We start from the raw sequence: 16277 nt of genomic DNA, 5'->3' as shown, positions 1-16277 counted from the left end.
CTGGAAACGGATAGAAAGTAAGGAGAAACATGGAACAAATTAACCAAAAATCCCAGTGCCAACAACTCTGGGCTAGAAACAAATACCTCGTTTTGAGCCATTCCAGCAATATTTACAATGAGATTCGCCAATACTTGAAGAATGAACAGGTGGAGCTGAGTCAGGTTCAAGAGATGATTGACCGTGCCTGCCAGATCCCAGAACACAGGGGTCAGGTTTGCAATGCCTTTCAGCATATTTGGGGCTATTTCAAAAAGAAAGCGACAGATGTTGAGCGCAAGGACTATATGCTCTTGCTTGATCGCTATCGCTTTGGTCAGGCTTCCAAGGAAGACTTGATTGCTAAGACTCGAGACTTGCTTAATCGCTATCCCAATACCTACTTGCAACATTCGACTTTACTGAAAGGAGACACCCATGAGACTTTGGCATGAGGCTTTGATTTCACAACTTCCCCGTCCGCAGCTCTTGGGGCAACATCGAGAGTGCTGCGCCCTGCGTGGCAATGGCTGGGGCAGAAAGCATGCGACGGTGGACTATGTCTTTACCCACTCGCCCTATCGTCTCTATGCCTATCATCGCTTGATCATGGAGGAGATGGCTGGCCGTGGCTACAATGTCAGTCCAGAGTGGCTGGACAAGGACTACCGTGGCAAAACCTGCCCTCCCTATGAAGACTTGCCTGAGGAGAAGTTGGACAATCCCGTCTACAGTGAGCATGATGCAGGATACTATGAGGAATGTCTGGCTAATCTCCGAGAGAAAGGCATTGAGTTGGTGTAAGAGTCAGGATTAGCTCCACATTATAACTCTTCTCGTAATTTTTTCGAATAATAAAGATGAGACCTTTAGAATGATTCTAAGGTCTCCTTTTTATGAATATTAGAATTTGCTTTTAATAACTTTTGAGTTATAATTTAATTAGAAAGAGGCTACTTGGTGCATACAATTTACTTCTATAAGGACAAAAATGGAAATGAGCCAGTCTTAGATTATATGAGAGAATTGGCTAGTCAGAAAAGTAAGGATAGTCGCATCAAACTCAATAAATTAAATGACTATATTGAGTTGTTGAGTCAGCATGGGACTAGAGCTGGTGAACCCTATATCAAACATTTGGAAGATGAAATTTAGGAACTAAGACCTCTGAGGGATAGGATTTTATTTGTAGCGTGGTTTGATGGGAGTTTTGTTCTTTTACATCATTTTGTTAAAAAGACTCAGAAAACTCCTAGGAGAGAGATTGATAAAGCCAAGCGTGAACTGAAGGACTTAAAAGAAAGAGGGTTAAGTGATGAAAAATAGCGCCATTGGGAGTAATTGGAAGGATGTCCGAAAAGAACTCTTTACCAAGGAGGAAATCCTTGAAAGTGATATGCGAGTGGCCATCATGAGTGAGTTGATAGAAGCTAGACATGAGCAAGGTATCAGTCAGAAAAAGCTAGAAGAACTCAGTGGAGTAAGCCAGCCTGTCATAGCTAGGATGGAGACAGGAAAGACCAGTCCTCAGTTGGATACGGTCTTAAGAGTTTTAGCCAGTTTAGGAAAGACACTAGCAGTCGTCCCACTTGAACAGGAAAAAAGTTGATTAAACTGACCTATAGTCTTTTCTAATAACAAGCCATAGTCACTTATAAGAATCGTCAATAGCTTGTTTGAGCATTCCAACTAAAATACAGCCACAAAACAAGCGATACAAAGGATTTGAGACGCTGGTCTCAAGTCTTTTTCTTTTGTCCAAAAGAATGATATAGTTTCAAACTATATCAAAGCCTAATTATTTACAATTATACAGACCCTTTCTTTTCTGTTAAGATAGTTTCAACAACAAATTTTGGAGGACACATCATGTCAACTACGATCATCGGTTTCCCTCGTTTGGGCGAATTCCGCGAATTAAAATTTACAACTGAAAAATACTTTAGAAAAGAAATCTCAGAAGAAGAACTCTTGGCAGCAGCAAAAGACTTGCGTGCTAAACACTGGAACATTGTCAAAGAAAAAGGCATCACTGAAATCCCTTCAAATGACTTTTCTCACTATGACAACTTCCTAGATGCAGCTTTCCTTTTCAACGTGGTACCTGCTTCAGTTCAAAACTTGGACTTGTCTGACCTTGAGCGTTACTTTGCTTTGGGACGTGGTTACCAAGGAGAAAAAGGGGATGTTCGTGCCCTTCCGATGAAGAAATGGTTCAACACCAACTACCACTACATCGTTCCTAAATTTGAAAAAGACACTCAAGTTAAATTGGCTGGTCACAAGATCTTTGATGAGTTCCAAGAAGCAAAAGAACTTGGTCTCAACACTCGTCCTGTTCTTGTAGGTCCATTCACTTTCCTTCAATTGTCAGACTTTGAAGAAGGCGTGAAAGCTGAAGACTTCGTAGATAGCTTAGTGGCTGCATACCAAGAAGTTTTTGCTAAATTGGCGGAGCTTGGTGCGACTCGCATCCAACTCGACGAAGCTGCTCTTGTAAAAGATTTGACAGCTGAAGAAAAAGCTCTCTTCTTGAACCTCTACAACAAGCTTTTGGCTGACAAAAAAGGTCTTGAAGTCTTGCTTCAAACTTACTTCGGTGATGTTCGTGATGTCTACACTGATCTTGTGAACTTGCCAGTAGATGCCATTGGTTTGGACTTCGTTGAAGGTAAGAAAACTCTTGAACTCGTTAAAGGTGGTTTCCCAGCAGACAAGACTCTTTATGCAGGTATCGTCAATGGTAAAAATATCTGGCGCAACAACTACGAAAAGAGCTTGGCTGTTCTTGAGCAAATCCCAGCTGAAAACATTGTTTTGACAAGCTCATGCTCACTTCTTCATGTGCCATTTACAACAGCTAACGAAGAATTTGAACCAGCTATCTTGAACCACTTTGCCTTTGCAGTTGAAAAATTGGATGAGATTCGTGATTTGGATGCTATCCGCAATGGTCAAGGCGCAGAAGCTCTTGCAGCTAACAAAGAACTCTTTGCGACTGAACGTGTGGGTGAAAATGCAGAACTTCGTGCGCGTATCGCTGGATTGACAGAAGCAGACTACACTCGTTTGCCAGCCTTTGCAGAACGTGAAGCTATTCAAGAAGAAGCATTCAAACTTCCAGATCTTCCAACAACAACCATCGGTTCATTCCCTCAAACTAAGGAAGTTCGTGCCAAACGTTTGGCCTTCCGTAAGGGAGAGTTGTCAGCAGAAGACTATGACAAGTTCTTGGCAGAGCAAATCGACGAATGGATCAAATGGCAAGAAGAAGTTGGATTTGACGTACTTGTACACGGTGAATTCGAGCGTAACGACATGGTTGAGTACTTCGGTCAAAACTTGTCCGGTTACCTCTTCTCTAAGAATGGTTGGGTACAATCATACGGTATGCGTGGGGTGAAACCACCAATCATCTGGGGTGATGTAACTCGTCTTAACCCTATCACTGTCAAATGGTCTAGCTACGCACAAAGCCGTACTGACAAACCTGTTAAAGGTATGTTGACAGGACCTGTTACTATCCTTAACTGGTCATTCCCACGTGAAGACATCTCTATCAAGGACTCAACTCTTCAAATCGCCCTTGCTATTAAGGATGAAGTTCTTGACCTTGAAGCTGCAGGTGTGAAAATCATCCAAATCGACGAGGCTGCTCTTCGTGAGAAATTGCCACTCCGTCGTAGCGACTGGTATGAAGACTACCTTGACTGGGCTATTCCAGCCTTCCGCTTGGTACACTCTACAGTAGCGCCAGACACTCAAATCCACACCCACATGTGTTACTCAGAATTTACAGATATCATCCCAGCTATCGACAACATGGATGCGGACGTTATTTCCTTTGAAGCAAGCCGTTCAAACCTTGAAATCTTGGACGAACTCAAAGCGAAAAACTTCCAAACAGAAGTGGGACCTGGGGTTTACGATATCCACTCTCCTCGTGTGCCTAATGAAGGCGAAATCGACCACACAATCGATGCTATTCTTGCCAAAGTTCCAAGCAAGAAAGTTTGGATCAACCCTGACTGTGGTTTGAAAACACGTGGTATTCCAGAAACAAAAGAAAGCTTGATCCGCCTTGTCGAAGCAGCTAAAGCTGCGCGTGAGAAATTGTAAGATAAGATTTCTCTCTTGACACTGACTGATCAAGGAACTGCTTGGCCCTAGCTGGCTCAGCAATCATGAAATCAAAAAGAAAAGGATAATGATTATGTCACGCCAAACTCCGTCACTTTCATTTGAAGTGTTCCCTCCAAACCCAGCTGTGGGTAATGATAAAATTATTTCAGCCTTGCAGGATATGCGGGAGCTGACACCGCACTTTATCAGTGTGACTGCCAGCAATAATAAATTTAATATCAAGGAAACAACGGTTCGTTTGGCTGACTTTATCCAGAATGACTTGGCGATTCCAACCATTGCCCACTTGCCAGCTATCTATCTGACCAAGGACAAAGTTGCTGAAACCATTGCAGACTTGGATAAGGTTGGGGTACAGAAAATCTTGGCCTTGCGTGGGGATATTATCCCTGATGTGGAGCCACAAAAGGATTTCCGCTACGCAACGGATTTGATCGAGTTCATCAAGGAACAAGCCCCTCACTTTGATATTGTTGGTGCTTGTTATCCAGAGGGACACCCTGACTCTCCAAACCAAATCTCGGATATTCAAAACCTCAAGAAGAAAGTGGATTCAGGTTGTTCCAGTCTCGTAACGCAACTTTTCTTTGACAATGAGCGCTTCTACGATTTTCAAGACAAGTGTACCTTGGCAGGGATTGATGTTCCTATTCATGCGGGGATTATGCCAATTCTGAATCGAAATCAAGCGCTTCGTCTCTTGAAGACTTGTGAGAATATCCATCTTCCACGTAAATTTAAGGCCATCTTAGACAAGTATGAGCATGACCCTGAGTCGCTCAGAGCAGCAGGACTTGCCTATGCCGTGGATCAGATCGTGGACTTGGTAACTCAGGATGTTGCTGGTGTGCATCTCTACACCATGAACAATGCTGAAACAGCAAAATACATCCACCAAGCAACCCATGCCTTGTTCAACCATCAGTCTTTAGGATAATAAAAAGCAAACCATTCTTCTCAGGTGAGGGGAATGGTTCCTTTTTAATAGAAAAGCCCGCACTTTTTAAGAAAAATATGATAAAATAGACTCTGTACGTACTTGATACAAAGATGAGGGTATAAAAGTTTTAAAGGCTTTGTCGATTCTCAATTTTATGATAGAAATTTTTTCATAATTTGTTCTTTTCAGTATTTAGTTTGAGCGACACGAACGAGTCAAATCGATGTTATTTGACGAGAGAGTTAGTAAAGTATTTAGCTAATCGCCTAATAGCGATTAGCGTGAAAGGATTAGATGCTTTAGCATCAAACCTTTCTAATGATTTGTATCTTGATAGTTGAACACGGGCTAAATCCCTAGTGAAAAAGATAGATTTCCTGGTGTGCATCGCACACTGCGTTAATTTATGCAATCATGAGTAATTGAACACGGCCGAAAAGCTGTGTAAAAAAGATAAACTGTCTTGTCTTTATCGAAGACTTCGCCAGTTTCCTATTTTTACTTTGCTTTTTGCGACTTTAGTATCTTGATCTTTGTAGGCAAGGCGTATAATTTCATCAATCCAAAGGGGATTAAAATGACAAAACAAGTGTTTCAAACGACTTTTGCTGGTCGTGAGTTAATTGTAGAGACTGGTCAGGTTGCTAAGCAAGCAAATGGCTCTGTTGTCGTGCGTTACGGTGAGTCAACTGTCTTGACTGCTGCCGTTATGTCTAAGAAAATGGCAACTGGGGATTTCTTCCCTCTTCAAGTCAACTACGAAGAAAAAATGTATGCGGCTGGGAAGTTTCCTGGTGGCTTTATGAAACGTGAAGGACGTCCTTCAACAGATGCGACTTTGACAGCGCGTTTGATTGACCGTCCAATCCGTCCTATGTTTGCGGAAGGTTTCCGTAACGAAGTCCAAGTTATCAACACCGTCCTTTCTTATGATGAAAATGCCTCTGCTCCAATGGCGGCTATGTTTGGTTCATCCTTGGCACTTTCTATCTCAGATATTCCGTTTGACGGACCAATTGCTGGGGTGCAAGTGGGCTATGTAGATGGTCAAATCATCATCAACCCTACGCAAGAACAAGCAGAGCAATCTCTCCTTGAATTGACAGTAGCTGGTACCAAACACGCCATCAACATGGTAGAGTCTGGTGCCAAAGAATTGTCAGAAGAAATCATGTTGGAAGCCCTTCTCAAAGGGCACGAAGCAGTCAAAGAATTGATTGCCTTCCAAGAAGAAATCGTTGCGGCAGTTGGTAAGGAAAAAGCAGAAGTGGAATTGCTTCATGTAGACGCTGACTTGCAGGCTGAAATCATCGCAGCCTACAACAGTGACCTCCAAAAAGCTGTCCAAGTAGAAGAAAAATTGGCTCGAGAAGCTGCGACTCAAGCAGTTAAAGACCAAGTGACTGCGGTGTATGAAGAAAAATATGCAGACCACGAAGAATTTGACCGTATTATGCGTGATGTGGCTGAAATCTTGGAACAAATGGAACACGCTGAAGTGCGCCGTTTGATTACAGAAGACAAGGTGCGTCCTGACGGGCGTAAGGTCGATGAAATCCGTCCTTTGGATGCGGTTGTTGACTTCCTTCCTCGTGTGCACGGTTCAGGTCTCTTCACTCGCGGACAAACTCAGGCTCTTTCAGTTTTGACTTTGGCTCCAATGGGTGAAACTCAAATCATTGATGGTTTGGATCCAGAGTACAAGAAACGCTTTATGCACCACTATAACTTCCCTCAATACTCTGTAGGGGAAACTGGTCGTTACGGTGCGCCTGGTCGTCGTGAAATTGGTCATGGGGCTCTCGGTGAACGTGCTCTTGCTCAAGTCTTGCCAAGTTTGGAAGAATTTCCATACGCGATTCGCTTGGTAGCTGAAGTGTTAGAATCAAACGGTTCATCTTCTCAAGCCTCTATCTGTGCGGGAACGCTCGCCCTTATGGCTGGTGGTGTGCCAATCAAGGCGCCAGTAGCTGGTATTGCCATGGGACTTATCTCAGATGGAAATAACTACACTGTATTGACAGATATCCAAGGTTTGGAAGACCACTTTGGAGACATGGACTTTAAGGTTGCCGGTACTCGTGACGGGATTACAGCCCTTCAAATGGATATCAAGATCCAAGGGATTACTGCACAAATCTTGACTGAGGCCCTTGCTCAAGCCAAGAAAGCTCGTTTTGAAATCCTTGATGTGATTGAAGCAACTATTCCAGAAGTTCGTCCAGAATTGGCTCCAACTGCACCGAAAATTGATACTATCAAGATTGATGTGGACAAGATCAAGATTGTCATCGGTAAGGGTGGAGAAACCATCGACAAAATTATCGCTGAAACAGGCGTTAAGATTGATATCGACGAAGAAGGTAATGTTTCTATCTACTCTAGCGACCAAGCTGCTATTAACCGAACCAAAGAAATCATCGCTGGCTTGGTTCGTGAAGCCAAAGTGGATGAAGTTTACCATGCTAAGGTTGTTCGTATCGAGAAATTTGGTGCCTTTGTCAACCTCTTTGATAAGACAGATGCACTTGTGCACATTTCTGAAATGGCTTGGACTCGTACCAACCGTGTCGAAGATTTGGTAGCTATCGGTGATGAAGTCGACGTTAAGGTTATCAAGATTGATGAAAAAGGCCGTATCGATGCCTCTATGAAGGCTCTTCTTCCTCGTCCTCCAAAACCTGATCATGATGAAAAAGGCGAAAAGTCTGAGCGACCTCACCGTCCACGTCATCACAAGGACCACAAACCTAAGAAAGAATTTACAGAAACACCAAAAGATTCAGAATAAGAAAAGGAGAAATGTATGGGATGGTGGCGCGAAACCATTGATATTGTAAAAGAAAATGATCCAGCGGCACGCAACAGTTTGGAAGTTTTGCTGACTTATCCAGGTGTCAAGGCCTTAGCTGCCCACCGTTTCTCGCATTTTCTCTGGAAGCACGGCTTCAAACTCCTGGCTCGGCTGCATAGTCAGTTTTGGCGCTTTTGGACTCAGATAGAGATTCATCCGGGTGCTCAGATAGAATCAGGTGTTTTTATCGACCATGGCTCAGGCTTGGTGATTGGAGAGACGGCGATTGTTGAAAAAGGCGTTCTTCTCTATCACGGAGTGACTCTTGGTGGAACAGGGAAGGATGTTGGTAAACGCCATCCGACTGTCCGAAAAGGGGCGCTGATTTCAGCCCATGCTCAGGTGATTGGCCCTATTGAAATTGGAGAGAAAGCCAAAGTTGGGGCGGGTGCAGTGGTTGTGGCAGATGTTCCGAGCGATGTGACAGTTGTCGGAATCCCAGCTAAGATCGTCCGAGTTCATGGACAGAAAGATGAGCCGATGATCCACGAAGTTGAAGAAAAACGAGAATACTATCTAGACAAGCTAGAACATGCCCGTGAAGCCAGTCACCATTCATCAAGTCTGTAGGATAGGGTAGCAAAGTTATCGAGGTGAAGTATGACAGGAGGTAAGAACTATGTCAGATTTATCAGATGCAATTTTGAACCAGGCAGTTCTTGAGTTGCAAGAACGCTTGGATGGTCTTGCTAAGGAGCGCTTTATTAAACTGCCACCTAGCCACCAGCGTGAATGGGCTCATTATATCAGTGAAGCCAAAAAAGATGAGACCAAACTGCGCCGTCTAAATAAAATGAAGGCGGATTTGCTGAAGCCTTAAAGAAAGAGAAGTTATGCTATTAGAGGAATTTGAAGATGTAGCAGCAGTTATTGAGCCAACTGAAAAGCCAGTCCCTGACAAGGGTGAGGTGTGCGAAACCATCATCCTGTCCTTTAATGGCGAGATTCTGAAACGTTTGATTGAGTCAGAAAATGTCTATCAGGGAGGCTATTTGAAAAGCATAAACGGCCATCATCCATGGTATATTTATGGCCAAGGACCTAGCAAGCTAGCAGTTATGTTGGCTCCAATTGGGGCTCCCATGATAGTCGGCCAGCTGGAGGAGTTGGCGGCCAGAGGCTTCAAAAATTTCATCATTTTAGGTTCCTGTGGCGTTTTGGACCGCTCAATTGAGGCTGACAAGATTATTCTGCCTGCAGCTGCATTGCGTGATGAAGGAACTAGCTATCACTATGCCCCACCGGGTGACGAAGTCGCCTATGACGAGTCTCTGCTGATCGAGCTGGAAGCCATCTTTGACAAGCACAATATCGAACATATCCGCACCAAGTCTTGGACGACTGATGCCTTTTATCGAGAAACGCCTGATAAGGTCAAGCGTCGCTTGGCTGCTGGAGCCAAAGTGGTGGACATGGAAGCTTCAGCTATCATGGCTTGGAGTCAATTTCGCAAGAGTAAAGTCTATCAGTTCTTCTACACAGCTGACTATGTGGATCATCATAACCGAATCTGGGATGCCCGCCATGAAGAGCGGACAGCTGATGCCATGACTTTTTTCACTATCGCTTTGATAATAGCCGAGGAACTAGAAAGGTAACTACAAGAATGGCAGTATATTTTTACGGCTGTATCACCATGGATGGCTACTTGGCAGACAGTCAGCACAGGATAGACTGGCTGCATCAGCTTGGTTCTGTAGAGGATACAGGCTATGATGACTTTTACAGGCAAATGGATATCACCATCATGGGCAAGCGGACCTTTGAGGAAATCCAAGATTTGCAAGATGTAGAAAGTTTTTATCAAGCTACGGAAAACTATGTCTTTACACATGATAGGCACCTGCCTGTCAGCAATTACCAGCCAGTAGCTGGGGATGTGGTGGACTTTGTTCAACAGATTGACAAAGGCAAAAATGTCTTTGTGATTGGTGGTAATTCCTTGGTAGGACCGCTCTTGGATGCGGATCTTTTCGACCACCTCATTATTCAGATAGCGCCCCTTATCCTAGGAAAGGGAGTTCCCCTCTTTACTCAAGAGGAAGGGCAGCGCTTTTACCAACTGGATAGCCTCAGACAATTTGGCCCTTTTGCAGAGCTGGTTTTCAGCCGAAAAAGTCAGAAATAGAGAAGGGAGTGGACCGCATGATTAAAATTTATGACACCATGTCTCGTGATTTGCGAGAATTTGTACCTATTGAGGACGGCAAGGTTAAGATGTATGTCTGTGGGCCAACTGTATACAACTATATCCATGTCGGCAATGCCCGCTCAACAGTAGCTTTTGATACCATTCGTCGTTATTTCGAATACCGTGGCTACGAAGTTGCCTATATTTCCAATTTCACGGATGTAGACGATAAGATTATCAACCGTGCCAAGGAAGAAGGTATCACGCCTCTGGAGGTTGCGGACAAGTACATCGCTGCCTTTCGTGAGGATGTGACGGCTTTGGGCGTGAAACCTGCGACTCGTCATCCGCGTGTAGTAGAGTTTATGGCTGACATCATTCGTTTTGTGGAAGACTTGATTGAAAAAGGTTATGCCTACGAGAGTCAAGGAGATGTTTACTTCCGAGTGGAAAAATCCCATAACTATGCTAAGTTGGCTAACAAAACCTTGGAAGATTTGGAGCTAGGTGCATCAGGTCGTACCGATGAAGAAACGGCTCGCAAGGAAAATCCTGTAGACTTTGCCCTTTGGAAAGCTGTAAAACCAGGCGAGATTTCTTGGGACAGTCCTTGGGGACCTGGTCGTCCGGGCTGGCATATCGAGTGTTCGGTCATGTCAACAGAGATTTTGGGCGATACCATTGATATCCACGGTGGGGGAGCTGATCTGGAGTTTCCTCACCATACCAACGAAATTGCCCAGTCAGAAGCCAAAACAGGCAAGATCTTTGCCAACTACTGGATGCACAATGGTTTTGTCAATATCGATAATGTCAAGATGTCCAAGTCCTTGGGCAACTTTATTACCGTGCATGATGCTCTTAAGACCATTGATGGGCAAGTACTTCGTTTCTTCTTTGCGACTCAGCATTACCGCAAGCCGATCAACTTTACAGAAAAAGCAGTGCGTGATGCCGAGACCAATCTCAAGTATCTAAAGAACACCTATGAGCAACCATTTTCTGGGACTGTAGATGCTCAAGAGTTACAGGCTTTTAAAGATAAGTTTGTTGCCGCTATGGATGAGGATTTCAACGCTGCCAATGGTATCACAGTTATTTTTGAAATGGCCAAATGGATCAATTCAGGCAACTATGATGCAAGTGTTAAGGAAGCTCTTGCGGCCATGTTAGAAGTCTTCGGAATTGTCTTTGTTGAGGAAGTTTTGGATGCAGAAATTGAAGCCTTGATCCAAAAACGCCAAGAATCGCGTGCTAATCGTGACTTTGCGACAGCAGACCAAATCCGTGACCAACTGGCTGCTCAAGGGATTAAGCTCCTTGACACCAAAGATGGAGTGAGGTGGACACGTGATTGATGTCAATCTCATTAACGGAATTGCTCTAGCCTTTGAAGGGGATGCGGTGTATTCTATGTATATTCGCCGTCACCTCATCCTAAAAGGCATGACCAAGCCCAATAAACTTCACCAAGAGGCGACCAAGTATGTATCGGCCAAGGCTCAGGCTCGCCTGATTTCCCTGATGTTGGAGGAGCAAGTTTTAACGGAAAAAGAAGAAGAAATCTATAAACGTGGGCGCAATACCAATAGCCACACAAAGGCTAAAAATGCGGATGTCGTAACTTATCGGATGTCGACTGGCTTTGAAGCGGTCATGGGTTATCTTCATCTGACTGAAGATATGGAGCGTCTAGAGACCTTGATTTCGTGGTGTATCCAAAAAGTGGAGGCGTAGAAATGCTTGCAAAAGAATTACTAGACTGGTTTCCTGAGGCTCAGATTTCAGATCAGCCAATAGAGAAACTAGGATATCTTACACTTCCTCTGACTTCTCAACAGTGGATTTTACTGGAGGAGACCAATCTCACTGAACGTGAAAAGCAGTTAATTGCCCTTTTGACCCAGCAGGAGCAGGCTCGTTCGCTCAATCCTTGGTATCCCTATCTGATTGAGGGGAAGGGGCAGGCACCGCAAGCATTTAAAAAAATTCAGCTGGTTTATTGCCATCTGTCTTATTACCAACAGGAAAATCTAGCCTCTTGGCTGGATATGATGCAGACCCTCTTTCCCAACTGCCAGACAGTATTGCAGGTCGGGGCTCAGGATTATGTATTTGTTCTTCAACAAGATAAGTATACCTCTGTCCGCTCAATCTTATCTGATACGATTGAAGCGGTTGAGTATGACTTTGGCCTTCGTCTGTCTATCATGTTGGGGCAGGTGTGGTCTCAGATAGGCTATCAAGCCCTATCAGACTTAATCAAAGCGGAGCGGGATTTGTTTAAGACATGGTGGCGTCAAGGTCATCAAGGTGTACACACCTTTTCACAACTCTATCTTTGGAGTATGGGAGAAAGGATTGTGGACCTGAGAGTCATTAAAGAATGTCTGCACCAGATGATTTTGGATCAGGATCAGATTCAGGAAATTATCCTTTCTCTCTGGGAAAATAGTGCTGTCCTAACTAAAACAGCCCAGCAACTCTATCTACATCGCAATTCTCTCCAATACAAGATTGACAAATGGGAAGAATTGACAGGACTTCAGTTGAAGGAGTTAACGGATCTTACCTTGTGTTATCAGTTGATTTTACCAGATATTCTTTAAAGTTTTGTGCAAGTTGCACAGAACTTTTTTATTTTTTTGGTCACCTTGCCATAGAAATGTAAAACGTTTTCATCTATAATAAAACTATCAAAAGACAAAAGGAGTTCACCTCGATGGTAGAATTAAATCTTAAAAATATTTACAAAAAATATCCAAACAGCGAACACTATTCAGTTGAAGACTTCAACTTGGACATCAAAGACAAAGAATTTATCGTTTTCGTAGGTCCTTCAGGATGTGGTAAATCAACAACTCTTCGTATGATTGCTGGTCTTGAAGACATCACAGAAGGTACTGCATCTATCGATGGCGTGGTTGTCAACGACGTAGCTCCAAAAGACCGTGACATCGCCATGGTATTCCAAAACTACGCTCTTTACCCACACATGACTGTATATGACAACATGGCTTTCGGTTTGAAATTGCGTAAGTACAGCAAAGAAGACATCGACAAACGTGTGCAAGAAGCAGCAGCAATCCTTGGTTTGAAAGAATTCTTGGATCGTAAACCAGCTGACCTTTCAGGTGGTCAACGTCAACGTGTTGCCATGGGTCGTGCTATCGTCCGTGATGCAAAAGTGTTCTTGATGGACGAACCTTTGTCAAACTTGGATGCCAAACTTCGTGTATCTATGCGTGCTGAAATTGCGAAGATTCACCGTCGTATCGGAGCTACAACTATCTACGTAACTCACGACCAAACAGAAGCGATGACTCTTGCAGATCGCATCGTTATCATGTCAGCAACTAAGAACCCTGCTGGTACAGGTACTATCGGACGTGTTGAACAAATCGGTACCCCTCAAGAAGTTTACAAAAACCCAGTTAACAAATTTGTAGCAGGATTTATCGGAAGCCCAGCTATGAACTTCATCAATGTGAAATTGGTTGGTAGCGAAATTGTTTCTGACGGTTTCCGTTTGAAAGTGCCAGAAGGTGCTTTGAAAGTTCTTCGTGACAAAGGCTACGAAGGAAAAGAATTGATTTTCGGTATCCGTCCAGAAGATGTGAATGCAGAACCTGCTTTCCTTGAAACATTCCCAGAATCAGTTGTCAAAGCTACTATCTCAGTATCAGAATTGCTTGGTTCAGAATCTCACCTTTACTGCCAAGTTGGTAAAGACGAATTTGTTGCCAAAGTGGATGCTCGTGACTACTTGCAAACAGGTGCAACAGTTGAACTTGGATTTGACTTGAACAAAGCACACTTCTTCGACGTAGAAACTGAAAAAACAGTCTACTAAGCAAATGAAATGTCAAAACACTACTAGAGAAATCTGGCAGTGTTTTTTTAATGATTGGTATTGGCATAAAAACAGAGCTTTTCTAGTTTTCATATCCTTAAAAAAGTGATAAAATGGTAGGAAGAATTGGAGAGTATAGATGCCGAAAGAAGTGAATTTGACGGGCGATCAGGTAGTCGCTTTAACGAGAGAATATTTAACAAAGGAAGACGTTGCTTTTGTACAAAAAGCATTGATTTACGCAGTTGATTGTCATAGTGGGCAGTTTCGGAAATCAGGAGAGCCCTATATTATCCATCCCATTCAGGTAGCAGGCATTTTGGCTAAGCTCAAGCTGGATGCCGTAACCGTTGCCTGTGGTTTTTTGCATGACGTGGTTGAAGACACAGATGCGACACTGGATGATCTGGAGAGAGAGTTCGGTCATGATGTTCGGATTATCGTTGATGGGGTGACCAAGCTTGGTAAGGTTGAGTACAAATCACTCGAGGAACAATTGGCTGAAAATCACCGCAAGATGCTTATGGCCATGTCAGAGGATATCCGCGTTATCTTGGTTAAATTATCGGACCGTTTGCACAATATGCGGACTCTTAAACACCTGCGAAAGGACAAGCAAGAACGGATTTCCAGAGAAACCATGGAAATTTACGCACCACTTGCTCATCGTCTAGGGATTTCCAGTGTCAAGTGGGAGTTGGAAGACCTATCTTTCCGTTATCTCAATCCAACTGAGTTTTACAAGATCACCCACATGATGAAGGAAAAGCGCAGAGAACGTGAGGCTCTGGTCGACGAAGTCGTAACCAAGTTGGAGGACTATGCTACCGAACGCAATCTCAAAGGGAAAATCTATGGTCGTCCTAAGCATATCTATTCGATCTACCGCAAGATGCAGGATAAGAAGAAACGCTTTGAGGAAATTTATGACCTGATTGCCATTCGCTGTATCTTAGATACCCAGAGTGATGTCTATGCTATGCTGGGTTATGTGCATGAACTTTGGAAACCTATGCCAGGCCGCTTCAAAGACTATATCGCCAATCGTAAGGCCAATGGTTACCAGTCTATCCATACAACTGTTTATGGGCCAAAAGGGCCGATTGAATTCCAGATTCGGACTAAGGAAATGCACGAAGTGGCTGAGTACGGGGTAGCAGCTCACTGGGCTTATAAGAAAGGCATTAAAGGGCAGGTCAACAGCAAGGAATCTGCTATTGGGATGAACTGGATCAAGGAGATGATGGAGCTCCAAGACCAGGCTGATGATGCCAAGGAATTTGTGGACTCTGTTAAAGAAAACTATCTGGCGGAGGAGATTTACGTCTTTACTCCTGATGGTGCGGTTCGCTCCCTGCCAAAAGATTCAGGACCGATTGACTTTGCCTATGAAATCCATACCAAAGTCGGTGAAAAAGCGACTGGTGCCAAGGTCAATGGCCGTATGGTTCCACTGACAACCAAGCTCAAGACAGGGGATCAGGTTGAAATTATCACCAATCCCAACTCCTTTGGTCCAAGTCGTGACTGGCTCAACATGGTCAAGACCAGCAAGGCGCGCAACAAGATTCGTCAGTTCTTTAAAAATCAAGACAAGGAATTATCCGTTAACAAGGGCCGTGAGATGTTGATGGCCCAGTTCCAAGAAAACGGCTATGTAGCCAATAAATTCATGGACAAGCGTCATATGGACGAGGTCCTTCAAAAGACCAGCTACAAGACAGAGGAAGCTCTCTATGCAGCCATTGGTTTTGGAGAAATTGGCGCTATTACCGTCTTTAACCGATTGACCGAAAAGGAACGTCGTGAGGAAGAACGCGCTAAGGCCAAGGCAGAAGCAGAAGAGCTTGTCAAAGGTGGCGAAGTTAAGGTTGAGAACAAAGAAACCCTCAAGGTTAAGCATGAGGGTGGCGTGGTCATTGAAGGTGCTTCAGGTCTCCTAGTTCGGATTGCCAAGTGTTGCAATCCAGTGCCGGGTGACGACATTGTCGGCTACATTACTAAGGGACGCGGTGTAGCTATTCACCGTGTGGACTGTATGAATCTCCGTGCCCAAGAAAACTACGAGCAACGTCTCCTTGATGTGGAGTGGGAAGATCAATTCTCAAGCAAGGAATACACTGCCCACATCGATATCTATGGTCTCAACCGTACAGGGCTCTTAAATGATGTTTTACAAGTTCTCTCAAACACGACCAAGAATATCTCAACCGTTAATGCTCAGCCAACTAAGGATATGAAATTTGCTAATATCCATGTCTCCTTTGGTATTTCCAACCTCTCTACACTGACCACAGTCGTGGATAAGATTAAGAGTGTGCCAGAGGTTTACTCCGTCAAACGGACTAATGGCTAATTGTCCTAGCTCTTACTAGAA

Annotated in this window: 15 protein-coding genes and 1 pseudogene; all 16 read left to right on the top strand. The window is 43.9% G+C overall.

Annotation, left to right across the window (positions count from 1 at the left end; translation table 11 throughout):
- Positions 1-29 precede the first annotated feature (29 nt).
- The 16 genes and pseudogenes from GMD3S_RS0205385 (at position 30) to GMD3S_RS0205310 (ending at position 16256) form a co-directional block, all read left to right on the top strand.
- Positions 30-434 carry a YbgA family protein gene (locus GMD3S_RS0205385; RefSeq protein WP_000435150.1) on the top strand — a complete coding sequence of 135 codons (405 nt, stop codon included), beginning with the start codon at positions 30-32 and terminating at the stop codon, positions 432-434.
- A complete protein-coding gene (locus GMD3S_RS0205380; RefSeq protein WP_001241798.1) occupies positions 418-783 on the top strand; it encodes a TIGR02328 family protein in 366 nt (121 codons plus the stop codon). Before GMD3S_RS0205385 ends, GMD3S_RS0205380 begins: the two co-directional genes overlap by 17 nt.
- A 156-nt stretch (positions 784-939) precedes the next feature.
- Positions 940-1305, top strand: a pseudogene (locus GMD3S_RS10400) (type II toxin-antitoxin system RelE/ParE family toxin).
- Positions 1295-1588 (top strand): helix-turn-helix domain-containing protein, encoded by a 294-nt coding sequence (locus GMD3S_RS0205370; RefSeq protein WP_000797741.1) that lies wholly within the window; start codon positions 1295-1297, stop codon positions 1586-1588. Before GMD3S_RS10400 ends, GMD3S_RS0205370 begins: the two are co-directional and overlap by 11 nt.
- A gap of 260 nt (positions 1589-1848) precedes the next feature.
- A complete protein-coding gene (metE, locus tag GMD3S_RS0205365) occupies positions 1849-4098 on the top strand; it encodes a 5-methyltetrahydropteroyltriglutamate--homocysteine S-methyltransferase (RefSeq protein ID WP_000108231.1) in 2250 nt (749 codons plus the stop codon).
- Between the two features lie 94 nt (positions 4099-4192).
- Positions 4193-5059 carry a methylenetetrahydrofolate reductase [NAD(P)H] gene (metF, locus tag GMD3S_RS0205360; RefSeq protein ID WP_008284314.1) on the top strand — a complete coding sequence of 289 codons (867 nt, stop codon included), beginning with the start codon at positions 4193-4195 and terminating at the stop codon, positions 5057-5059.
- A gap of 580 nt (positions 5060-5639) precedes the next feature.
- Positions 5640-7853 (top strand): polyribonucleotide nucleotidyltransferase, encoded by a 2214-nt coding sequence (pnp, locus tag GMD3S_RS0205355; protein ID WP_000166425.1) that lies wholly within the window; start codon positions 5640-5642, stop codon positions 7851-7853.
- 15 nt (positions 7854-7868) lie between these two features.
- Positions 7869-8486 carry a serine O-acetyltransferase gene (gene cysE / locus GMD3S_RS0205350; protein ID WP_000539955.1) on the top strand — a complete coding sequence of 206 codons (618 nt, stop codon included), beginning with the start codon at positions 7869-7871 and terminating at the stop codon, positions 8484-8486.
- Positions 8487-8535: 49 nt separating this feature from the next.
- A complete protein-coding gene (locus GMD3S_RS0205345) occupies positions 8536-8736 on the top strand; it encodes a YdeI/OmpD-associated family protein (protein ID WP_008280814.1) in 201 nt (66 codons plus the stop codon).
- 13 nt (positions 8737-8749) lie between these two features.
- On the top strand, positions 8750-9514 hold the full coding sequence (locus GMD3S_RS0205340; protein ID WP_000923409.1) for a nucleoside phosphorylase: 765 nt from the start codon (positions 8750-8752) through the stop codon (positions 9512-9514).
- Between the two features lie 8 nt (positions 9515-9522).
- Positions 9523-10044, top strand: coding sequence for a dihydrofolate reductase family protein (locus GMD3S_RS0205335; RefSeq protein WP_000301980.1), 522 nt, complete (start codon positions 9523-9525; stop codon positions 10042-10044).
- A gap of 17 nt (positions 10045-10061) precedes the next feature.
- Positions 10062-11405, top strand: coding sequence for a cysteine--tRNA ligase (gene cysS, locus GMD3S_RS0205330; protein ID WP_000591105.1), 1344 nt, complete (start codon positions 10062-10064; stop codon positions 11403-11405).
- Positions 11398-11784: a Mini-ribonuclease 3 gene (locus tag GMD3S_RS0205325; protein WP_000567923.1), complete on the top strand. Its 387-nt coding sequence runs from the start codon at positions 11398-11400 to the stop codon at positions 11782-11784. The genes cysS and GMD3S_RS0205325 overlap by 8 nt, the downstream gene beginning before the upstream one ends.
- Positions 11785-11786: 2 nt before the next feature.
- Entirely contained in the window at positions 11787-12656 is an 870-nt protein-coding gene (locus GMD3S_RS0205320; protein ID WP_000879848.1) for a helix-turn-helix domain-containing protein, read from the top strand.
- Positions 12657-12769: 113 nt separating this feature from the next.
- Positions 12770-13900: an ABC transporter ATP-binding protein gene (locus GMD3S_RS0205315; protein ID WP_000229944.1), complete on the top strand. Its 1131-nt coding sequence runs from the start codon at positions 12770-12772 to the stop codon at positions 13898-13900.
- Between the two features lie 139 nt (positions 13901-14039).
- The gene (locus GMD3S_RS0205310) at positions 14040-16256 is read left to right on the top strand and encodes a RelA/SpoT family protein (RefSeq protein ID WP_001123779.1); all 2217 of its coding nucleotides are present in this window, start codon (positions 14040-14042) and stop codon (positions 16254-16256) included.
- The last annotated feature ends 21 nt before the right edge of the window (positions 16257-16277 follow it).

Source organism: Streptococcus sp. GMD3S (assembly GCF_000298695.2).
Taxonomy (GTDB): Bacteria; Bacillota; Bacilli; order Lactobacillales; family Streptococcaceae; genus Streptococcus.
This window is presented reverse-complemented; position numbering and strand designations above follow the sequence as displayed.